Source organism: Nisaea sp. (assembly GCF_040217065.1).
GTDB lineage: Bacteria > Pseudomonadota > Alphaproteobacteria > Thalassobaculales > Thalassobaculaceae > Nisaea.
Window position 1 is genome coordinate 634,812 of record NZ_JAVJNX010000004.1, and the last position, 19,753, is coordinate 654,564.

Annotated in this window: 19 protein-coding genes, 1 tRNA gene and 1 pseudogene; 9 read left to right on the forward strand and 12 right to left on the reverse strand. The window is 62.9% G+C overall.

Going from position 1 to position 19,753, the window contains the following annotated elements; all coding sequences use genetic code 11:
* Positions 1–99: 99 nt before the first annotated feature.
* Positions 100–828 carry a Crp/Fnr family transcriptional regulator gene (locus tag RH950_RS04560; protein ID WP_350054147.1) on the forward strand — a complete coding sequence of 243 codons (729 nt, stop codon included), beginning with the start codon at positions 100–102 and terminating at the stop codon, positions 826–828.
* On the opposite strand, the gene gpt is transcribed toward RH950_RS04560, so the two are convergent.
* The 3 genes from gpt to RH950_RS04575 form a co-directional block, all read right to left on the reverse strand.
* Positions 825–1,331, reverse strand: a complete 507-nt coding sequence (gene gpt, locus RH950_RS04565) for a xanthine phosphoribosyltransferase (RefSeq protein WP_350054149.1) — start codon at positions 1,329–1,331, stop codon at positions 825–827. The genes RH950_RS04560 and gpt overlap by 4 nt on opposite strands.
* 88 nt (positions 1,332–1,419) lie before the next feature.
* Complete coding sequence (locus tag RH950_RS04570) at positions 1,420–1,848, reverse strand: DUF4864 domain-containing protein (RefSeq protein ID WP_350054151.1); 429 nt, start codon at positions 1,846–1,848, stop codon at positions 1,420–1,422.
* A gap of 165 nt (positions 1,849–2,013) precedes the next feature.
* Positions 2,014–3,063, reverse strand: a complete 1,050-nt coding sequence (locus tag RH950_RS04575) for a hypothetical protein (RefSeq protein WP_350054153.1) — start codon at positions 3,061–3,063, stop codon at positions 2,014–2,016.
* Positions 3,064–3,565: 502 nt separating this feature from the next.
* Between RH950_RS04575 and RH950_RS04580 the strand changes: the two genes are divergently transcribed.
* Both RH950_RS04580 and RH950_RS04585 read left to right on the forward strand, forming a co-directional pair.
* Positions 3,566–3,642 (forward strand) — tRNA-Arg (locus RH950_RS04580).
* A 164-nt stretch (positions 3,643–3,806) separates the two neighbouring features.
* Positions 3,807–4,316 carry a response regulator gene (locus RH950_RS04585; RefSeq protein WP_350054155.1) on the forward strand — a complete coding sequence of 170 codons (510 nt, stop codon included), beginning with the start codon at positions 3,807–3,809 and terminating at the stop codon, positions 4,314–4,316.
* Positions 4,317–4,320: 4 nt separating this feature from the next.
* Here the strand turns inward: RH950_RS04585 and RH950_RS04590 are convergent, their stop codons facing one another.
* The 5 genes from RH950_RS04590 to RH950_RS04610 all read right to left on the reverse strand — a co-directional run bounded on the left by RH950_RS04590 (position 4,321) and on the right by RH950_RS04610 (position 10,234).
* Positions 4,321–6,162, reverse strand: a complete 1,842-nt coding sequence (locus tag RH950_RS04590; RefSeq protein WP_350054157.1) for an isocitrate dehydrogenase kinase/phosphatase AceK regulatory subunit — start codon at positions 6,160–6,162, stop codon at positions 4,321–4,323.
* Positions 6,163–6,274: 112 nt separating this feature from the next.
* Positions 6,275–7,150 (reverse strand): 3-hydroxyacyl-CoA dehydrogenase family protein, encoded by an 876-nt coding sequence (locus RH950_RS04595; RefSeq protein WP_350054159.1) that lies wholly within the window; start codon positions 7,148–7,150, stop codon positions 6,275–6,277.
* Positions 7,151–7,243: 93 nt separating this feature from the next.
* On the reverse strand, positions 7,244–7,996 hold the full coding sequence (locus RH950_RS04600; protein WP_350054160.1) for an SDR family NAD(P)-dependent oxidoreductase: 753 nt from the start codon (positions 7,994–7,996) through the stop codon (positions 7,244–7,246).
* A 14-nt stretch (positions 7,997–8,010) separates the two neighbouring features.
* On the reverse strand, positions 8,011–9,201 hold the full coding sequence (locus tag RH950_RS04605) for a thiolase family protein (protein WP_350054161.1): 1,191 nt from the start codon (positions 9,199–9,201) through the stop codon (positions 8,011–8,013).
* A gap of 94 nt (positions 9,202–9,295) precedes the next feature.
* Positions 9,296–10,234: a DMT family transporter gene (locus RH950_RS04610; RefSeq protein WP_350054162.1), complete on the reverse strand. Its 939-nt coding sequence runs from the start codon at positions 10,232–10,234 to the stop codon at positions 9,296–9,298.
* Between the two features lie 182 nt (positions 10,235–10,416).
* Here RH950_RS04610 and RH950_RS04615 point away from each other — a divergent pair, with 182 nt between their 5' ends.
* Positions 10,417–11,463, forward strand: a complete 1,047-nt coding sequence (locus RH950_RS04615) for a methyl-accepting chemotaxis protein (protein ID WP_350054164.1) — start codon at positions 10,417–10,419, stop codon at positions 11,461–11,463.
* Between the two features lie 12 nt (positions 11,464–11,475).
* On the opposite strand, the gene arsJ is transcribed toward RH950_RS04615, so the two are convergent.
* Positions 11,476–12,753, reverse strand: coding sequence for an organoarsenical effux MFS transporter ArsJ (arsJ, locus tag RH950_RS04620; protein WP_350054166.1), 1,278 nt, complete (start codon positions 12,751–12,753; stop codon positions 11,476–11,478).
* Positions 12,750–13,760, reverse strand: coding sequence for an ArsJ-associated glyceraldehyde-3-phosphate dehydrogenase (locus RH950_RS04625; RefSeq protein WP_350054168.1), 1,011 nt, complete (start codon positions 13,758–13,760; stop codon positions 12,750–12,752). The genes arsJ and RH950_RS04625 overlap by 4 nt, the downstream gene beginning before the upstream one ends.
* Positions 13,761–13,869: 109 nt before the next feature.
* Here RH950_RS04625 and RH950_RS04630 point away from each other — a divergent pair, with 109 nt between their 5' ends.
* From RH950_RS04630 to RH950_RS21000, 5 genes and pseudogenes are all read left to right on the forward strand, one after another.
* The gene (locus RH950_RS04630; RefSeq protein WP_350054170.1) at positions 13,870–14,223 is read left to right on the forward strand and encodes an ArsR/SmtB family transcription factor; all 354 of its coding nucleotides are present in this window, start codon (positions 13,870–13,872) and stop codon (positions 14,221–14,223) included.
* Positions 14,220–14,738: an arsenate reductase ArsC gene (locus tag RH950_RS04635; RefSeq protein WP_350054172.1), complete on the forward strand. Its 519-nt coding sequence runs from the start codon at positions 14,220–14,222 to the stop codon at positions 14,736–14,738. The genes RH950_RS04630 and RH950_RS04635 overlap by 4 nt, the downstream gene beginning before the upstream one ends.
* Positions 14,739–14,764: 26 nt before the next feature.
* Positions 14,765–15,847, forward strand: coding sequence for an ACR3 family arsenite efflux transporter (gene arsB, locus RH950_RS04640; RefSeq protein ID WP_350054174.1), 1,083 nt, complete (start codon positions 14,765–14,767; stop codon positions 15,845–15,847).
* Positions 15,848–15,917: 70 nt separating this feature from the next.
* Positions 15,918–16,127, forward strand: coding sequence for a mercury resistance system transport protein MerF (gene merF, locus RH950_RS04645; RefSeq protein WP_350054176.1), 210 nt, complete (start codon positions 15,918–15,920; stop codon positions 16,125–16,127).
* 47 nt (positions 16,128–16,174) lie between these two features.
* Positions 16,175–16,240 (forward strand): annotated as a pseudogene (locus RH950_RS21000) (GDCCVxC domain-containing (seleno)protein); the annotation flags it as partial.
* A 188-nt stretch (positions 16,241–16,428) separates the two neighbouring features.
* Here the strand turns inward: RH950_RS21000 and boxB are convergent.
* Together boxB and boxC are read right to left on the reverse strand one after the other, a co-directional pair.
* The gene (boxB, locus tag RH950_RS04655; RefSeq protein WP_350054180.1) at positions 16,429–17,877 is read right to left on the reverse strand and encodes a benzoyl-CoA 2,3-epoxidase subunit BoxB; all 1,449 of its coding nucleotides are present in this window, start codon (positions 17,875–17,877) and stop codon (positions 16,429–16,431) included.
* A gap of 53 nt (positions 17,878–17,930) precedes the next feature.
* Positions 17,931–19,583: a 2,3-epoxybenzoyl-CoA dihydrolase gene (boxC, locus tag RH950_RS04660; protein ID WP_350054182.1), complete on the reverse strand. Its 1,653-nt coding sequence runs from the start codon at positions 19,581–19,583 to the stop codon at positions 17,931–17,933.
* Between the last annotated feature and the right edge of the window lie 170 nt (positions 19,584–19,753).

A 19,753-nucleotide genomic window follows, 5' to 3' on the forward strand; every position in this document is an offset into this window, starting at 1 on the left:
AGGCGCTTCCACGGGGCGGCCTGACACGGTAGTGTTGGGGCGATAACAACCGTTGAGGCCGCACACAGCCCCCTCGACTGGCGCGAACCGGAGCATCGGATGCAACGCATTTCGGGAGAGATCAGAGCGACCGACACATTCGCGTCGCCGTGCGATGATTGTACCATCCGCGATCTGGCGATCTGCGGCGCGCTCCGAGCAGATGAGGTGCGGCGGTTGACCGCTATTCTCTCCTCGGTCGAACTGGCCGCCGGCGAGCCGATCGTCAATGAGGGAGATCCGGCCGATTTCGTCTATACGCTGACGGCAGGAACCATCCGTCTCTACAAGTTGCTCGCGGACGGACGCCGGTCGGTAACCGGATTTCTTTTTCCCGGCGATTTCCTCGGGGTTTCCCATCGGGATACATACGGGTTCAGCGCCGAAGCCATTACCCCCGCGACGCTCTGCCAGTTCCCGCGCACCAAGCTCGAAGCTTTGCTGCAGGAGATCCCGACGCTCGAGCACCGGCTGTTTGCCCGCGCCTCGGAGGAAATGAGCCTGATGCAGGAGCAGATTGTGTTGCTTGGCAGGAAGACCGCCGCGGAACGGGTCGCCTCCTTCTTCCGCGGCCTTGCCGCCCGGCAGGTGAAGCGCTACTTACCGGCAAATCCGGTTTCCGTGCCGATGACCCGCACGGATATCGCAGACTATCTCGGCCTGACGACGGAAACGGTCAGCCGCACCATCACACAGCTGAAGAACAGGAAGCTGATTTCGATCGAGCCGGGGTCCCGGATCAGGATCGAGGATGAAGACCTACTCGACGAACTCGCCGAAGCTCTCTAGCGGCGCAGCGAGGAGATCGGCTCGACCGGGCGCGGCTCCAGATCCCAGGGAAAGTGAATCCAGGTATCCTGGCTGACCTCTGTCACAAAGGTATCGACCAGGGGCCGGCCGGCCGGTTTGGCATAGACTGTGGCGAAATGGGCGTTCGGCAGCATCGCCCGCACCGCTTTCGCCGTCTCCCCGGTATCGACCAGATCGTCGACGATCAGCCATCCGGTACCGTCACCGGCAAAATCGCTGTTCTTCATCAACTTGACGGTGCCACGCTCCTTGTCGGAACCATCCACGCCATAAGACGCGACGCTGACCGTATCGATGATCCGGATATTAAGCTCGCGGGCAACCACGGCTGCCGGGACAAGTCCGCCGCGGGTGATGGCGACGATGCCGTCAAAAGGACCGACTTCCGTCAGCCGCCAGGCCAGGGCCTTGGCCGTCCGGTGAAGTTCTTCCCAGCTGACCGGGAAGGACTTGTTGAAAGAGGCCTGATCGTCGCTCGTCATGGCGCACACCCATCAACTACGCAAAGAGATGCGGCGACATAGCGCGACCGGCGGCTTTCCGCAACGATGAAAGCCGCCGCATGGCGTATTACGCGGATTTCGCCTCGGCCCGGATCATCTGCACGCCGGCGATTCGCCAGCTGCCATCCGCCTGCTGCTCCATCTCATAGGCGGCGAGATAGGCGAGACCGTCAGGACCGATGAAGAAGACCATCTGGACCGGTTGCGGCCCGGAGCTATCGAGATCGCGGAAGGTGACCTGCTTCGGCCGGTAGACCGTACGATAGCCACGCAGGACCATGGCGCGGAAACGCTCAGGCGAGCCGAAAATGGTCTGCAGGACAGGACTGGCGAAGGCAAAGGCTCCAGCCCAGTCATCACGCTGGAAAGCCTCCAGCTGCCGGCTGATGGTGCTCCGAATATCGTCGCCGGATGCCGGCTCGGCCGACCAGGCGTTCCCTGGCGTGCCCGCATACAGTCCGGCAAGCAACACCAGACAGAAGATGAGAGACCGCATGACCAGACTCCTTTTCGGCAAGAGGTCGATGTCTCTACGCGGGCATGGACTGCCTTGGATCAGTCCGGCGGACAGCCGGAGCGGCGTCACGGGACAAACCCCGCGCATGAAAAAAGCGCCACCCGAAACCGGACGGCGCTTTTTCTAAGGTCTTTCGTTCCGGTGTTACCGGACGAACAGACGCACCTCGTTACCCGATGTATCGCCGGCGGTGGTCGCCGACAGAGCCACCCGGCTTGGCGGCAGTCCCATATCGGTCAGCGAGCGCAGGACATCCTGGGCATTCTTCCGGGCCTTGCTGGTATCGAGCGCCGCCTGCGCCGACGATCCGCCGGACGGTGACACCGCCACGAGGTCGAAGGATGCATCCGGACGCCGCTCCAGAGCGCGGCTGACGGCGGTATAGAGCGCCTGCTGATAGTTCACGTTGCTCCGGTCGAACCGGATGACCACGAGCGGCCGCCGGGATCCGGTAGCAGAACTCAGCCCGCGGCCTGGCGCGGTCGGTGTCGCGATCGCTTCGGCACCGCCCATGCCATAGGTCCGGGAGGCGAGGCTTGTCCCGAAGAACTCACCGTTCTTGATGGCCAGGGCCAGCGTGTTCAGATCATTCCGCTCGGTCGCAACATAGCGGCTCTGACGGCGGATATCGTCGCTCAGTTCGGTCAGCAGCCGGTCGACCAGAACCACAGTCCGGTTCACGTCGTCTTCGAGAATTTCCAGTTGGCGGTGATCTGCGTCGACAGCGCCGGAAAGCCCGAAGGAAGCCCGGGTGGCGTCGAGCAGATAGGTTGACAGCGCCGCATCGGCTGCAACCCTGTTCGAAAGATCGTTCATATCGCCGATATCAGCGTTCACCTGTTCGAGCAAACGCTGCGATTCGTTCCAGGAGGTGACCAGCATCGGGTTGCCCGGCGTGGTGCCGACCTGCAGCCGGGAGCGAATGGTCGCGACGGACTGGTGATAGGTCTGCGCATTGCCGATCGTCCGCTGCCGGACCATCTGCAGATCGCCGTTATGGGACCGGATGGATTCCTGAAGCCGCCGCAGATCGTCCCGAAGCTGAACCACCTTGTTGCCGACGAAAGTGCCCGTCGCGGCCCCTGGCCGCGGAGGCTGCACCTCGAAATTCGTGCTGTTCAGACTGAGCGGCTGTTGCCCGTTGGCACTGAGCGGCTGCCCGGAGGTTTCGCCGGCAGATGGCTGGATCGCCACCTGGCCAGGCGTTTGCCCTGAAGTCTGAGCGGACCCTGCCGGACTTTCGCCGGAAAGACTCGGCCACAAAGCGTCGGATGAGAAAGAACAGCCTCCGAGCAGGAGGACCATTGCGCCCAGGACAACGAGCGACGAGCGATTAAGAACCATTGGACGCTGTCACCTTGTAAATAGGTGTTATATGTGCCGCGGTTTCAGGTAGATCCGTCCGACCAACCAATGCCGACCCCCCTAGCAATATTGCCCCGGCGATCTATCCCTAGGGATAGATACCCCGCCTCTGTCTCCCCCAACCGGTAGAGGGTGAGACACAAGGAAGAAGCTTGCCGACGCAGTCCCCCACAGATGGTAGCCGCAAGCCGCGAAATTCGTAGGGATAGTAACCAATGCCAATCGGGCCTACAAGTTGTTTTGCCAGACGATTCCGTAAGATAAGCGCTTGCGTTTCCAAATTGGCTTGAGTATGTTCCGGCCTCCTTCGGGGGCGCCACGCTCCCATGGGGCGCCCGTAGCTCAGCTGGATAGAGCACTTGACTACGAATCAAGAGGTCGGGAGTTCGAATCTTCCCGGGCGCGCCACCTTCATTTATCTCCCAGAATTTCCCCGTATGTAAGCGCGTCTCGCGCCGCCATGGCCCGCAGCCTGCCGGTCAGTTTGCGCGCGAAACACGCAAAAAAACTGAATATTAACCTTTGTCTCCCAATATAACGTACAGGCAACACACGAGCTTGAACGAGAGATAATGACCAACCTGTCAAAAGAGGACCTGCGTGCCCTTCGGGTCATGGTCGTGGAAGACGACCAGTCGACACGACAGCTGTTGCGCAAATTCATGGAGCACCTTCTGTTCGACGACGTCACCGAACGCGAGAATGGAGAGGCGGCCCTGAAGGACCTGACCCGACGGCACTACGATCTCATCGTCACCGATCTCGAGATGCAGCCGATGAACGGATGGGACTTCCTGCATCACATCCGCCACGACCAGAACGTCACGAATCCCTACGTCCCGGTCATTCTCGTCACCCAGCACGCAAACAGGGAAACCGTCCTCAGAGCCCGCGATGACGGCGCCAGTGCGTTTGTTGCCAAGCCGGTCGACTTCAAGAATCTTCAGCGGACCATCATGACGGTGCTTTCCGAGACCCGCCCGTTCGTGAAAGCGGACGACTATGTCGGGCCGGACCGTCGGCGCCAGGACAAGCTCCCGAAAGACGGCAAGTATCAACGCTCGGACGACTACAAGTGGTAGCCGGTCAGCCGCCGGGTCGCAGACGGCATTCCTCACGATAGGGCGTCAGCCGCGGTACTTCCCCCCGGTCCAGACGGCCCTGCATTTCGGTCCAGTATTCCAGCGTCAGAAGATCCCCGTGGGCATCGCGGAAAACCCGGCGCAGGTGGCGGTTCTGGATCCTGAGATGAGTCTCCAGCTCCTCGGGGAGAAAAATCACTCCCTCCTCGAAGAACCAGTCCGGAATATCCTCCTCGCCGTCGAACCGGTCCAGATTGGTCCGGACCTTCACGTCGGTCAGGTCCTCGATGGCGTCATAGTCGAAGAGATAGACCTTCCGGATCCCACTGATGCCGTAGTTCCGGCCATCCAGATCCTTGTTGAAGATATTGGCCGCCGCATTGTTGGCGATGCACTGCCCCAGATTGAGGATCGCAAGCTCGGCCTCTTCCTCCGTGGCGCCTTCCAGAAAGACCGGAAACGGGATCATCTTGATCTGCACGATCAAGTGGCGGAACAGCAGCCCGGCCCCGGTCTGGATCACATTGTCACCGGCCGCCTCCAGGATCTCCTGGCGCAGCGCATCTGTGAAGTAATCCGCCGGCAGGGTGACGTTGTAATAGATGATGTTGTCCAGCATGGAGCCGGCCCGGTTGATCTCGTGCACCCGGCTGTATTTCTGCAGCACCGACCGGACACCGGGAAACACGCCCCACTTGTAGCCTGCCGTCGGATGATCCCGGATCACCTTGGCGACATAGCCAAGAGAGGGTGCCGAGAAGCCGATAGCGACGGTGCCCCGGGAGCCGACCGCGTAATCCAGCACCTCTCCCGTTTCCCGCAATTCCCGCTCGATCTGCCGGATAACGGCAACCTTGCCGATATGGTTATAGCCGATGGTGGAATATTGCAGGCCGTGCGGCCGGTCCGGCATCAGCGCGAACAGAAAGGCCGCCATCTCGTGATAATGCTCGGCGGTGACCTGGAAGTTGGCCAGCGTCGAGCTGAACACATATTGCAGGTCGTCGGAGCCGAGAATGACGGCGTCCACCAGAACCCCGTCCGCTTCGTTCAACAGGGCAATGCCGAGCGGCACCGGGTCCAGCCCGTCCCGCAGCACACGGCCGACCAGATAGGCGCCGCGGTTCCGGTAAAAGCCGGCATCCGCCATCTCAATCCCGTTGATCCGTTCCGGCTCCCGAACCGCCTCGCGTAACCGTGCCGCGACCGCCGCCGCGTCGGCGTCAAGATCGCGCCAGGACCGGGTGAACCCGGCCAGCGTCAGCACAGGCACAAGCTGCTCTGCGTCCACAGGACCGCTGATATCGAACCTTCGCGTGACGACAGGATGCGGCGCGGTTTCCTCATCCCGGGCGCGGGCGCTGGAATAGGTCGAGGCGCGCCACATGTCCGCATGCACCTGGCGGCGTACCGAATTCAGAAACGCATAGGCAAGGTCGGCATGGTAGAGCCCGTCGATCATCGGCAGATACTGGTCCTCCACATCCGCCCAGAAGGCGTCCTTGCCCTGCACATCCGGGCAATGCAGCAGAATCACCGGCACCAGCGCATTCACGGTAGCCCCGTAAATGCCGAGCCGTTCCTGACTCAGCGCCAGGGAGGCCGGCCAGTCCCGCGCCTCGAATGCGGTCTTGGCGAGATGGGCGATCGCCCGGAAACGGCCGTAATAATCGGTGAAGGCGCCATGGACCAGGGAGGCGACGGATTCGATCCGTTCAGCGTCGCTGCCGGCCGCCTCAAGCTCTTCCTGGGCCGCCGCCGTGATGTTCGGTGTCCTGAGCGTCGTCGCCCCGCGCCGGATCGATTGCACCGTCTCGCCCCTCCCATGCCGGTTCTTCCTGATCATGGGGCGGGACAGACACCGGGGCAAAGCCTATTCGGAGCAGACCGGGGACATGCAACACGCAAGACGGGCGACCACATGGCCGCCCGTCAGCAATCGTGAAACTGTTGCGCGATCAGGCGACCCGCTTGCCCTTTTCGTCGTAGCGGTACCAGCCCCGACCGGCGCGGCGGCCGGCGCGGCCGGCTTTCACCATCTGGCGCAGGATCGGGCGCGGGTTGAAGCGCTCGCCATAGGCCTCGTGCAGGATCTCGGCGACCTGCAGGTTCAGGGTGTTGGAGATATTGTCCATCAGCTCGAACGGTCCGACCGGATGGCCGAGGCCCAGCTTGCAGCCGATATCGATATCTTCCGGCGTGCAGGCGCCTTCCTCGGCGAGCCGCAGCACCTCGTCCCACATGGCGAAGAGGATGCGGTTGACGGCGAAGCCGACCACGTCCTTCACGTCGATCGGGGTCTTGCCCGCTTCGATGCAGACGTCGCGGGCGGCGGCGATCACCGCATCGTCCGTGTCCATTCCGCGGATCACCTCGACCAGCTTCATCCGGCTGACCGGGGAGAAGAAATGCAGGCCGAGGAAGCGGGACTGGCGCTTCTCGGAGAAATAGGACGCCAGAACCGTGATCGAGATGCTGGAGGTGTTGGAGGCGATGATCGCATCGTCCTTACAGACCGCATCCAGGTCCTTGTAGACGGCGGCCTTCACCTCTTCGTCCTCGAACACGGCCTCGATCACCAGATCGCGGTCGCCGAAGCCGGAAACGTCCGTCGCGGTGGAAATGTTCGACAGCGCCGCCGCCATGTCCTCTTCCGCCCAGAACTTCCGGGCCACACCGGATTCCAGCGTCTTCTGTATCCCGGCCATGCCCTTGTCCAGACGCGCCTGCTCCGGCTCCATCATGACGACGCTCTTGCCTGCCATGGCGAAGACCAGGGCGATTTCGGAGCCCATCATCCCGGCGCCGATGACGCCGATTTTGTTCACTGACATCCCATCCTCCTCGAACGGACTGGTATCTGAAATTCGTAGCCGGATTTCGTATAGGCTTCGGCGCTCCGGTTCAAGCCGTCCGGCAGTTTTGCCTCAGCGCAGCACGAACCCGCCATCGACGGTGATGAGCGATCCGGTCATGTATGCCCCCTGATCGGATGCCAGCAGCAACAGGGCGCCATCCAGATCGTCCGGCTGGCCGAGACGCCGTTGCGGGATCGTCTTGATCATCTTCTGACCGGGTTCGGTCTTGAAAAACCCGCTATTGATCGGCGTTTCGATATAGCCCGGCGCGATGGCGTTCACCCGAATGCCGTAGCGGCTCAGCTCAAGCGCCATGGCCCGGTTAAGCTGCAACAACCCGCCCTTGGAAGCGCAATAGGTCGAGAGCGCGCCGATCACTTCGGTGCCGAGCACCGATGCGATGTTGATGATCGAGCCGCCACCGCTCTCCTTCATCCGCCGGGCCACTGCCTGGGCAACCAGGAAACAGCCTTTCAGATTGGTGTCGAGCACCTGGTCGTAATCTTCCGGGCTCATCTCCAGGAACGGCTTCTGCACCGCGATCCCGGCATTGTTCACCAGCACGTCGAGCGGGCCGAGCGCGGCCTCCGCATCCTCGGTGGCCGCCGTGACGGAGGCCGGGTCGGTGACATCCATGGCCACCGCGTGGGCGGTGCCGCCGGCAGCGCGAATCCGCTCAGCCAGTTCCTGCAGCTTCGCCACCTGGCGCGCGGCAACGGCAACGGCTGCGCCGTTGGCCGCCAGTGTCTCCGCGAAACGAGCGCCGAGGCCCTGGCTGGCACCGGTGACCAGCGCCACCTTGCCGGTAAGGTCAAAAGACATGGGAAACTCCAGGGTCAGACGATGAGATTCTCGATCAGCACGGCCATGCCCTGGCCTGCGCCCATGCACATGGAAATACAGGCGTAGCGCTGCCCGGATTCCTGCAGGTGATGCATGGCGGTGATGGTCATGCGCACACCGGTCGCGCCCGGCGGATGGCCGATGGAGATACCGCCGCCATAGATATTCGTCACGTCGCGGCCAATGCCGAGTTCCTTCTCCGCATGCAGATTGACCACCGCGAAGGCCTCGTTGATCTCGTAATAATCGATGTCCGACGCCTTCATGCCGCGCTTTTCCCAGAGCGCGCGGATCGCCGGCACCGGACCGCAGCCCATGATCCGGGGAGAAACACCGACAATCGTCCAGTCGACGATCCGGGCCACGGGTTCGATCCCCTGCGCCTCGATCGCCGCCCGGTCACCGACCAGCACGAAGGCCGCACCGTCGGTCACGCCGCTGGAATTGCCCGGCGTCACCTGCCCGCCCTTGCGGAAGACCGGCTTCAGGCTCGCCAGCTTCTCCAGCGTGATCTCGGGACGCGGGAACTCGTCCTCGCTCATCAGTCGCGTGCCCTTGCGGCCCTCGGGTACCTCGATCGGCGCGATCTGCCGGGCCAGGAAACCGGTCGCCATGGCTTTGCCGGCGCGCTGCTGGCTCATCAGTCCCCAGGCATCCATGTCCTCCCGGCGATACTGGAAATCCTCGCTGAGATTCTCCGCCGTCGCCCCCATCAGGCCGTGCCCGAACGGGTCGCTATAAACGGATTCCATGGTGTCCTCGAAGCTTTGCGCACCGCGAATGGCGCCCCAGCGCATCTTCTGGTTGGCGAAGGGCGCGCGGGAGAAGTTCTCGCCGCCGCCGGCCAGCGCGATCTTGCCGTGCCCGGTCATGATCTGCTGCGCGGCGGTCAGGATCGCCTGGGTCCCGGAGCCGCAGGCCCGGTTCACCTGCATGGCGCAGCTCTCTTCCTTCATGCCGATATTGAGCGCGGCGGCCCGGCCGGTGTAATAGCCGTCCGGATCGACCGGCAGGACATTGCCCCAGACCACATGATCGATCTCTTCCGGCGAAATCTCGGCGTCCTCGACGCAGGCCTTCGCCGCATGGGTGGCCAATGCCGTCAGCGGAATGTCCTTCAGCGATTTCCCGAAATCCCCGAACGGCGTGCGCTTGCCACCCGCCAGAACGATCTCCTGTGCCATGATCCCTCACTCCCCTGCACCGGCTTTCGCGATGCTTCTTGCTTGTTGTTCGGCGCCGGAACTCTGACCCGAAGGCAGGCGGCGGCGCAAGCAGCTAGCTGCTTTGTGTCCCCGATTTTCGGTCCAGGAACAACTCGCCGAAAACCGACCCGGTGATGACGATGATGGCGAGGATCTGCGTCGCCGAGAGGTCCTGTCCGAGAACCAGAACGGCCAGCAGTGCGGCGATCACCGGCTTCAGGAAAAACAGATAGCTGCCGCGGGTGATGTCCGGCACGGCGGCGAGCCCTCCGATCCAGAGAAACTGGGTGATGGTGGTGTTCCAGAAGGCGATGACCAGCAGCGACGCCAGCGCCGGCATCTCCAGCCCGGTGAGCCGCTCCGGCGCCGCCCAGACACCGAAGAACAGGCCAACCACAAGCCACAAGCCGATACCGCCGAGCATCATGGTGATGGCGGTGATCCGGAGCGCGCCATAGAGCGTGATGATCGGCCGGACCAGCACCGAATAGGCGGCGACCGCCGCGGCACAGGCTGTGGCCAGGAGAATGCCCAGCAGGCTTTCACCGGAACCCGCCAGCGCAGCGACATAGCCGTCCGTGATCAGCAGCGCGATCCCGGCCACGGCACACAGTCCGGCGGCAATCTTGCCACGGGTGATCGGTGCCTTGTTGATCACGAGATTGCTGATGGCGACGAAGATCGGGACCGTCGTCACCAGGGTCGCGACCTGGGGCACCGAGGCGAAATCGAGCGACCAGTGAAACACCAGATAACCGATCGTCACGCCCAGCAGGGAGAGCAGCAGCAATCTCATCCCGTGGGTTTTCAGGGGCGCGACCAGATCACGCGTCCCCGGGATCAGCAGGGCGAGGACGACCAGACCGGCGCCGCCGAGGAGGAAGCGCCAGACCGACAGCTCCGGTCCGGAAATACCGGACAGAACAGCGAAAAATTCGGTCGAGGCATGCCCGAGAACACCAACGAATACCGCAAGATATGCAATGGAGGAGTATTTATGCCAGAGTGCCATGGTGAATCCCGTCAGGCCTACGATGGTGCGAACTGTCTCGTATCGTTCGCGTGCCCGCAATGTTGAATTGACACGCGGATCATCAGTTAAGCATTTACACGCGCTGCCTATAAACCGCGCATTCACGCAGCTCACTGGCTCTTCTAGGGTCTCCCGCCGTCCCGCATTCTGGAAGCATTCTCATGAGTTCGTCCGACGCCACCACCGATCCGGAACAGATCGTCACGCTCACTGCCGACGTCCGGAATACGGCCGAAACCAAGATTGCGGAAATCCACGCCATTACCGGCAGGACCAAGATGCTGGCCCTGAATGCCCTGATCGAAAGCGCGCGGGTGGGAGAGCTGGGGCGCGGCTTCGCAGTTGTCGCCGATGAGGTGAAGGGTGTTTCCGTCGAGATCGAGCAGATCGCCGATGCGCTGCAGACGGAACTCTCCGGCAAGGCCGAACGTCTGGAAACCATCGGCCGCTCGATCGTCGACCAGCTCAAGGGCCAGCGGCTTGTCGATCTGTCCCTGAACGCGGTCGAGCTGATCGACCGGAACCTGTTCGAACGGACCTGCGACGTGCGCTGGTGGGCGACGGACAGCGCCATAGTCGATTGCCTGGCTGTTCCCTCCGACGAAGCAGCGGCCTATGCCTCCAAGCGGCTGGGCGTGATCCTGTCGGCCTATACCGTCTATATCGATCTCTGGATCTGCGATGCACGGGGGACTGTTGTCGCCAACGGCCGGCCGGACCGCTACGATGTTACCGGTCGATCCGTCTCTGGTGCCGGCTGGTTTCGCGACGCCATGGCGACCCGGGACGGGGACGAATATTCCGTCGCCGACATCACGACAAGCACGGAGCTTGGCGGCCAGGCAACGGCCACCTATGCCGCCGCCATCCGGGAAGGCGGCGAGAGCGCCGGCGCCGTACTCGGCGTTCTGGGCATCCATTTCGAGTGGGAGCCGCAGGCCCAGACCATCGTCGAGGGAGTCCGCTTCGAAAAGGCCGAAGCCACCCGCTCCCGGGCCATGCTGCTCGACGCCGATTTCCGCGTCATCGCCGCGTCCGACCGGGAAGGCATCCTGGACGAACGATTCGACCTGAAGACCGAGGGCCGGGACAGCGGTCACTACACCCTGCCCAACGGCGCCGTCGTCGGCTTCCACAAGACGCCCGGCTACGAGACCTATGAAGGCCTCGGCTGGTATGGCTGCGTGATCCAGCACCCCAGCACCTGACTGCCCCGGTCTTTATCCGGAGTCTGGAACAACCCGCCGGCCGCCGCCAAGCGGCAGGGTCAGCATGACCGCCAGCAACACCATGGCGGCGGAGACCCAGAGCGTCGCCGTCAGCCCTGCGAGCTGATAGACCAGCCCGGAAAGAAGCGTTCCGGCAAACCGCCCGACGGCATTCGCCATGTAATAGAAGCCGACATTCAGCGCCACCTTGTCCGCGTCCGAATAGGCGACGATCAGATAGGAATGCAGCGCCGAATTGATGGCGAACACCACACCGAACAACAGCAAGCCGCCGACCAGAATGACCGCGGGCGCATCGCCGGCGCCTAACTCGACGGGCAGCCAGCCCGGGGTCAGCCCGGCCGCGATCAGGGCCGGAAGGAGCGCCAGGACAGCCCCCCAGAACACGGCGCCGCGCGCAGCCGAGCCGGCATCCCGCGTCCGATGCAGGAACCGGGGCACCAGCGCCTGCACGATGCCGTAGCCGACCACCCAGACCGCCATGAACAGACCGACACGGTCGAAGGACCAGCCGAGCTGGTCATAGAGAAAAACCGGCACGCCAACGACGAACCAGACGTCGCGGGACGCGAACAGGAAGATCCGCGCGGCGGAAAGGAAATTGATCTCCCGCGTCTTGGCGAACAGATCCCGCCTGCCGATCTTTGTCTTCGCCCGGCCGAGATCCGCCTTGATGGTGAGAAGGGCCGCGGCGAGAACGACGGCCAGCATCCCCGCCATGGCATAGAGCGCATGCGCAAAGCCAAGCCCCTCCAGCATCACCCCGCCGAGCAGGAAACCGACGCCCTTGAGCGCGTTCTTGGAGCCGGTCAGCACCGCCACCCAGCGGAACAGCAATCCGGCCTCCTCCGAGGCCACCACCAGCTTGACGGCGGATTTGGAGCTCATCTTGGTGAGATCCTTGGCCACGCCGGAAAGCGCCTGCGCCAGCATGACGTAGCCGACCGAGAAGAACGCCGTCCAGGCCGGGTTCGCGGCCGAGAGCATGAGCAGCGCCGCGATCTGCACGGCCAGCCCGGCAAAAAGTGTGATCCGCAACCCGAAGCGCGCACCGATCCAGCCACCGAGGAAATTGGTGACGATTCCCATCGCCTCGTAGAGCAGGAACAGGAAGGCGATATCGAGCGGCGTAAAGCCGAGCTGGTGGAAATGCAGCAGCACCAGCATGCGCAGCGCGCCGTCCGTCAAGGTGAAAGCCCAGTACGCTGCCGTCACGGACGCATAGGTCCGTCCGTCCCGCGCTCCCGCCGTGCCTTCCGTCGCCGTCACAACCGTTCCGCCACGTGCCGGGCAAGCTCCATCATCCGGTTCACATAGCCCCACTCATTGTCGTACCAGGCATAGATCTTCGCCTGTGTGCCGTTCACTACCATGGTGGATGGCCCGTCGATGATGGCCGAACGCGGATCGTCGGTGAAATCGGTCGAGACCAGCGGCCGTTCCTCGAAGCCGAGGATACCGGCAAGAGGGCCGTCCGCCGCCGCCCTGAACAATCCGTTCAGCTCCTCTACCGAACTTTCCCGCTCCAGCTCGAACACGCAATCCGTCAGGGAAGCATTGAGCAGCGGCACCCGTACCGCATGGCCGTCGAGACGGCCCTTGAGCTCCGGATAGATGATGCCGATCGCCGTCGCCGAACCGGTACTGGTCGGAATCAGCGCGTTCAGGGCGGAACGGGCCCGGCGCAGATCCTTGTGCGGCCCGTCGACAATCGTCTGGGTGTTGGTCACGTCATGAATGGTGGTGATGGAGCCGTGCCGGATGCCGACTCCCTCATGCACCACCTTCACCACCGGGGCGAGGCAGTTCGTCGTGCAGGAGGCCGCCGTCAGCAGGTGATGCCGCGCCGGGTCGTAGAGATGGTGGTTGACACCCATCACGATGTTGAGCGCACCGGCTTCCTTGACCGGGGCGGAGACGATCACCTTGGCGATGCCCTTGTCGTAATAGGGCTGCAATGCCGCGCCGGTCTTGAAACGCCCGCTGCATTCCAGAACGATGTCGATATCCTTCCCGCTCCAGCCGCTTTCCGCCGGGGAGGCGTGGCCCGTCAGCGGGATCTCTTTTCCGTCGATCAGGATGCCCGTTCCGGTATGGCCGACGGGTCGGCCCCAGCGCCGGTGCACCGTGTCGAATTCAAGCAGGTGCGCCGCCATTTCCGGCGTGAAGGCCGGGTCATTGATGGCGGCAATCTCATAGCCTCCGCGCCCCCACCAGGCGCGCAGGCCCAGGCGCCCCATCCGGCCAAAACCATTGATCGCAACACGCACGGCCATCCGCTTCTCCCATCATGCGCACACTGCCCCCAAGCATATGCCCCGGCAGCCCGTGACGCGGAGAATAGAATTTACAGCTTTTCATTTCAATGATATTTGAATTGTTGAAATGAATGATCATGAGGCAATAGCCGCGCTTGGCGCACTGGCACAGGAATCCAGGCTTCAGGTCTATCGCAGGCTGATGAAGGCCGGGCCGTCCGGCATTTCTGCGGGCGATCTGGCGGAGCAGATCGGCGTCTCCCGTTCCAGTCTTTCTTTCCATATCGCGCAGCTGGAGCGGGCAGGTCTGGTCCAGGCCCGGAAGCAGCATCGAAATATCTTCTATTCGGTCGAAATCGACGCCATGCGGCAGCTTTTAATATTCCTGACACAGGATTGCTGTAACGGAAGTCCGGACATTTGCGGCGATCTCGTCGTTACAGCCGCCTTCTGCGGCACCATTCCGGAGACAGGGCAATGACCGGTGACAGGATTCTCAACGTGCTTTTCCTCTGCACGGGCAACTCTGCCCGCAGCATCATGGCGGAAGCCATTCTGGACCGTGCCGGTGCCGGCCGGTTCAAGGCCTACAGTGCAGGCAGCATGCCGCGCGGAGAAGTGCACCCTTACGCCGCCGACTTCCTGAGAAACCAGAATTACGCCGTCGATAACCTGCGCTCCAAGGGCTGGGAGGAATTCTCGGTCCCCGGTGCGCCGGTCATGGATTTCGTCTTCACCGTTTGCGACGGCGCGGCAAAGGAAACCTGCCCTGTCTGGCCGGGCCAGCCGATGACGGCCCATTGGGGCATTCCCGATCCGGCGGCAGCCGAGGGCAGCGAGGCGGAAAAGCGCTTTGCTTTCGCCGACGCCTTCCGGATGCTGAATACCCGGATCGAGATTTTCGTCAACCTGCCGCTCCGGAGGCTCGACAGACTTTCGCTGCAAGAACGGCTGGATGATATCGCCGGCCTTACGAAGACACACGAAAGCGCCTGACAGCATACAGAAGGACCCGATACCCAATGAGTTCAGAAGCACTGGCCGCCCCCGGCGGTATCGGGTTCTTCGAGAAATGGCTTTCCCTGTGGGTCGCGCTCTGCATCGCGGCGGGGATTCTGCTCGGCAACCTGGCGCCCGGCCTGTTCGCCGTGCTGGCCGGGCTGGAATATGCCTCGGTCAATATCGTCGTCGCCGTGCTGATCTGGGCGATGGTCTATCCGATGATGGTGGCCGTCGATTTCGAGAGCCTGAAAAACATTGGCGACCGGCCCAAAGGGCTGGTCATCACCCTGGTGGTAAACTGGATCGTCAAGCCTTTCACCATGGCGGCGCTCGGCATCCTGTTCTTCCGCTATCTGTATGACGGCCTGATTTCAGCAGCCGATGCGGAACAATATATCGCCGGGCTGATCCTGCTCGGCGCCGCGCCCTGCACGGCCATGGTGTTCGTCTGGTCCACCCTGACCAAGGGCGATCCGACCTACACGCTGGTCCAGGTCTCGGTGAACGACCTGATCATGATCGTCGCCTTCGCCCCGATCTGCGCCCTGCTGCTCGGCGTCACCGACCTGACCGTGCCGTGGGAGACCCTGCTGCTCTCCGTGCTGCTCTATGTCGTCATTCCGCTCGGCGCCGGCTACCTGACCCGGCGTCACCTGACGGCAAAGGCCGCCGGCCATGACAGCGGCGAGAAGATCGTCAGCGATTTCACCGCCCGGGTGAAACCTTTCTCCGTGCTCGGCCTGCTGGCGACTGTCGTCCTGCTTTTCGGTTTCCAGGGCCGGACCGTGCTGGAACAGCCGGTCACCATCGTCCTGATCGCGATCCCGCTGATCCTGCAATCCTACGGAATGTTCGCCATCGCCTATGGCTGGGCGAAGGCCTGGAAAGTGCCGTTCAACGTCGCCGCGCCCTGCGCCCTGATCGGCACCTCGAACTTCTTCGAACTCGCCGTCGCCGTCGCCATCAGCCTGTTCGGGCTCAATTCCGGCGCCGCGCTGGCCACCGTGGTCGGCGTGCTGGTCGAGGTTCCGGTGATGCTGTCGCTGGTGGCCTTCGCGAACCGCACGCGGGGATGGTTTTCAGAGCGCCCGGAAAGGCGCTGATCGGGTTTTCCGCCCATCAATTAACACTCATGTGAACAGCGACTGTTCGCGGAAGTGATATGGTCACTTCATGGACAAGCGACTATTGAAGATTGGTGTGCTTGGCACCGTTGTGACTGCAATCTGCTGCTTCACTCCGGTACTTGTCGTTCTGATGGGAGCCATCGGATTATCCTGGGCGACAGGCTATCTCGATCTCGTTCTGCTGCCTGCCCTTGTCTTTTTCATTTCGATCGCGGGGGTTGCCCTATGGCGGCGAATACATCCCAGGCCATCCTAGAATCCACCATCACCTGCCCGGAATGCGGTCACCGCGAGACCGAGCAGATGCCCACCGACGCGTGCCAGTATTTCTATGACTGCAAGGGATGTCGCGCCGTCCTCAAGCCGAAGCATGGAGATTGCTGCGTCTTCTGCTCCTACGGCACCGTGCCGTGTCCGCCGATCCAGTCCGGGACGGATTGCTGCGGATAGCCGGCCAGGAACTCAATCACGACCTGATAGGCTGCCAAAAAACCCGGGCCGCCGAAAGGGCGGCCCGGGTGAGCCCGAGTCTTCTGAGGGAGGAGTCCCGGGGAAACTCAATCGTGAATCTTGACGTATTCGAAGTCGCCCGGCTTGTTGTCGATGCCGACGCGCGGGGCAGAAATCCACCCGGCGAACTGGCCGGGCTCGCGCACGGACGTCATCAACGATGCGATATAGTCTCCATCCCCGGTGGTCGGCAAGAACTCATCGCGGCGCGCCCCCCATTCGCCGTCGCTCAGGACCTGGCCCTGCGGCGTGGTGTGGATATCGCGGAACTCGCCGATATGGCGGTGGAAGGCCACGCTCGGCAGGGTGATCTCGAAATTGATCCCGGCCTTGCTGATGATCCGGTTCCAGCGGTTGATGCCGCCCTGGCAATCCCGGACGTAATCATCCCGCAGCCGCGCGTTGAGGGCGGACAGCGCCGGCTCGTCGACCAGCTTCAGCGCGCCGCCGACCAGCTTCAGCACCGGATAGGTATCGTTGACCAGGCGGTGGTCGTCATCGATCCGCTCTTCCTGGAAACGCCCCTTCAGGCCTGAATTGTAGCCGTTGGCCGCATTGGTCGAGATCTCGGAGCCGAACAGGTCGAGGGACAGCGAGAAGTGCAGGTTCGCCTTCTTCTGCAGGGTCGGCAGGTCGATCACGCCCAGGGCGCGGACCTTGTCGATCTCGTACGGGTCCTCGATGCCGGCCGCGCGCATCGCCTCGCAGGTGCGCTGCACGGTACGGCCGACGCCGGTCTCGCCGACGAACATGTGGTGCGCTTCCTCGGTCAGCATGAAGCGGCAGGTCCGGGAAAGCGGATCGAAGCCGGACTGGGCCAGGCTTTCGAGCTGCATCTTGCCGTCACGATCGGTGAAGAAGGTGAACATGAAGAAGGACAGCCAGTCCGGGGTCTCCTCGTTGAAGGCCCCCAGCATGCGCGGCTTGTCGCCGTCGCCGGAACGGCGGTTCAGCAGCTCGCCCGCTTCCTCCCGGCCGTCGCGGCCGAAATACTTCTGCAGCAGGTAGACCATGGCCCAGAGGTGCCGGCCTTCCTCGACATTGACCTGGAACAGGTTGCGCATGTCGTAGAGGGACGGTGCCGTGGCGCCGAGGAAGCGCTGCTGCTCGACCGAAGCCGGCTCGGTGTCGCCCTGGATCACCACCAGGCGGCGCAGCATGGCGCGGTATTCGCCCGGGATCTCATGCCAGACATCCTCGCCCTTGTGCTCGCCGAAGGCGATCTTGCGGTCCTCGACCTGCGGTGCCAGCAGGATGCCCCAGCGATAGTCGGGCATCTTCACATAATCGAACTTGGCCCAGCCCTTGGGATCGACACTGACCGCCGTCCGCAGATAGACGTCGGAGGTCTGGAAGCCTTCCGGCCCCTGGTCCATCCACCAGTCGATATAACCCGGATGCCACTGTTCCAGCGCCTTCAGAACCTTGCGGTCGCCGGACAGGTTGATGTTGTTCGGAATCTTGGTGTCGTAGCTGACATTCAGAACTTCATTCATGATCCGCGTTTCCTCTCTGTTTCGGGTCCAGCCCTTATTGGGGTTTGGGGCAATCAGACCCGCTTCGTGTCGTATTCCGGCTGCCGGCCGGTGCCGTAGCGGCCGAGCGCACCCTCCGGGCCAACCGCATTCGGGCGCTGGAAGATCCAGTTTTGCCAGGCGGTCAGACGGCCGAAAATCTTGGTTTCCATGGTCTCGGGCCCGGCGAAACGCAGGTTCGCCTCCATGCCGGTGAGCGCATCGGGGGAGAAGCTGGAGCGTTCCTCGAGGAACATCCGGACCTCGTCCTCCCAGTCGATATCGTCAAAGATGAAGGTGACGAGGCCGAGCTCGTCCGCCCGCTCCGCGTCCAGACTCTCGCCGATCGAGCCTTCCGCTTTCGTCACGGCCTCGGGGGCACCGAGGAACCGGGTCTGCAGCCGGGTCAGATCGTTGCTCATCGGGAACGGCCCGAAATTGGCCGGGCCGAGCGCGATTTCGGCCGGCGGGCGATTGTCCCCCTCAAGCTGGCCTTCCAGCATGTAGCTGCGGTCGGCGGCGAACAGCAGTTCGGCCAGCGATCCGGCAAAGCAGCTTCCCGGCTCGACCAGCGCCACCAGCGAGCGCGAGGTGACGTCGATCCGCTTCATCACCCGTTTCCAGTAGAGCGAGATCTCGCGGGCCAGCCAGTGGCTGCGGTTGGCGCCGATGAAGGCATCGTGCGCCAGCACCTTGGCGCCGTCGCCTGCTGTCTTCAGGATCAGCGTGCCGATTTCCAGCTCGTTGATCCGCAGATGCAGGATGGCGTCGTCCAGCTCGCGGCACAGCTTCAGCATCCAGTAATCGGCGCCGAGCGCGGTCAGCGCATCGGTATCGGACGGCACATCCTGTTCCGGGCCCTTGATGGTGACGGTAGCATTGCGCTCGTCCCGGTCAATCTCGACCGTGACCAGATCGTACTGCATCAGATCGCCCTCGATCTTCCGCTCGATCGGCGGAAACACAATACCCTTGGCATCGGACGGCCGGTCCGACTGTGCGGCCATCGTCGCCACCCGGGCCGCGACCGCCTCGTCGAACTTCGAGTTCGGCGCCAGTTCGTCGACCAGATCCCAATCCACGGCGCGCTTGCCCTTGATACCTTCCTCGATGGCACAGAACACGTCTGCCCGGTCCCGCCGGACCTTGCGCTTGTCGGTGACGCGGGTCAGCCCGCCGGTGCCCGGCAACACGGCCAGCAGCGGCGCTTCCGGCAGGGCGACGGAGGAGGCGCCGTCGTCGGTCAGGATGATATGGTCGGTCGCCAGTGCCAGCTCATAGCCGCCACCAGCGCAGGCGCCGGTCACCGCCGCCAGATATTTCTGGCCGGACTCCGCGCTCGCTTCTTCCATGTAATTCCGGGTCTCGTTGGTGAATTTGCAGAAATTCACCTTATGGGCATGGGCCGCGCCCGCCAGCATGCGGATATTGGCACCGGCGCAGAACACCCGGTCCTTGGCAGACCGCAGCACCACGACCTTCACTTCCGGATGCTCGAACCGCAGCCGCTGGATGGCATCGTAGAGTTCGATATCGACGCCGAGATCGTAGGAATTGAGCTTCAGCTCATAGCCCTCGAACAGGCCACCCTTCTCGTCCACATCCATGACGAGGTCGGCGCGGGCGCCGTCGAACACCAGCTTCCAGTGTTTGTAACGGGACGGATCGGTGCGGAAATCGATCATCATTTTGCGCTTCTCCCAGGGGACGCCGCTTGATGGGGCGTTCCGTCTTCTTCAATCGGCAACGCACTATAATGCAATCATGAAAATTGACATGCATTATTTTGCATGTTCGCACGCAAACAGCTCAACACCAAAACTCATCTTTCGAAAGCCCCCGGGTCGGACGCCGTCCG

What these genes read in the sequence shown, in the direction of transcription:
- RH950_RS04630 (WP_350054170.1), top strand. Translation starts at nt 13,870, where the DNA reads ATGAATGATCATGAGGCAATAGCCGCGCTTGGCGCACTGGCACAGGAA.
- RH950_RS04625 (WP_350054168.1), bottom strand. Translation starts at nt 13,760, where the DNA reads ATGGCCGTGCGTGTTGCGATCAATGGTTTTGGCCGGATGGGGCGCCTG.
- boxC (WP_350054182.1), bottom strand. Translation starts at nt 19,583, where the DNA reads ATGATGATCGATTTCCGCACCGATCCGTCCCGTTACAAACACTGGAAG.
- RH950_RS04585 (WP_350054155.1), top strand. Translation starts at nt 3,807, where the DNA reads ATGACCAACCTGTCAAAAGAGGACCTGCGTGCCCTTCGGGTCATGGTC.
- RH950_RS04635 (WP_350054172.1), top strand. Translation starts at nt 14,220, where the DNA reads ATGACCGGTGACAGGATTCTCAACGTGCTTTTCCTCTGCACGGGCAAC.
- RH950_RS04595 (WP_350054159.1), bottom strand. Translation starts at nt 7,150, where the DNA reads ATGTCAGTGAACAAAATCGGCGTCATCGGCGCCGGGATGATGGGCTCC.
- RH950_RS04560 (WP_350054147.1), top strand. Translation starts at nt 100, where the DNA reads ATGCAACGCATTTCGGGAGAGATCAGAGCGACCGACACATTCGCGTCG.
- gpt (WP_350054149.1), bottom strand. Translation starts at nt 1,331, where the DNA reads ATGACGAGCGACGATCAGGCCTCTTTCAACAAGTCCTTCCCGGTCAGC.
- RH950_RS04605 (WP_350054161.1), bottom strand. Translation starts at nt 9,201, where the DNA reads ATGGCACAGGAGATCGTTCTGGCGGGTGGCAAGCGCACGCCGTTCGGG.
- RH950_RS04615 (WP_350054164.1), top strand. Translation starts at nt 10,417, where the DNA reads ATGAGTTCGTCCGACGCCACCACCGATCCGGAACAGATCGTCACGCTC.
- RH950_RS04570 (WP_350054151.1), bottom strand. Translation starts at nt 1,848, where the DNA reads ATGCGGTCTCTCATCTTCTGTCTGGTGTTGCTTGCCGGACTGTATGCG.
- RH950_RS04600 (WP_350054160.1), bottom strand. Translation starts at nt 7,996, where the DNA reads ATGTCTTTTGACCTTACCGGCAAGGTGGCGCTGGTCACCGGTGCCAGC.
- RH950_RS04590 (WP_350054157.1), bottom strand. Translation starts at nt 6,162, where the DNA reads ATGATCAGGAAGAACCGGCATGGGAGGGGCGAGACGGTGCAATCGATC.
- arsB (WP_350054174.1), top strand. Translation starts at nt 14,765, where the DNA reads ATGAGTTCAGAAGCACTGGCCGCCCCCGGCGGTATCGGGTTCTTCGAG.
- RH950_RS04610 (WP_350054162.1), bottom strand. Translation starts at nt 10,234, where the DNA reads ATGGCACTCTGGCATAAATACTCCTCCATTGCATATCTTGCGGTATTC.
- merF (WP_350054176.1), top strand. Translation starts at nt 15,918, where the DNA reads ATGGACAAGCGACTATTGAAGATTGGTGTGCTTGGCACCGTTGTGACT.
- boxB (WP_350054180.1), bottom strand. Translation starts at nt 17,877, where the DNA reads ATGAATGAAGTTCTGAATGTCAGCTACGACACCAAGATTCCGAACAAC.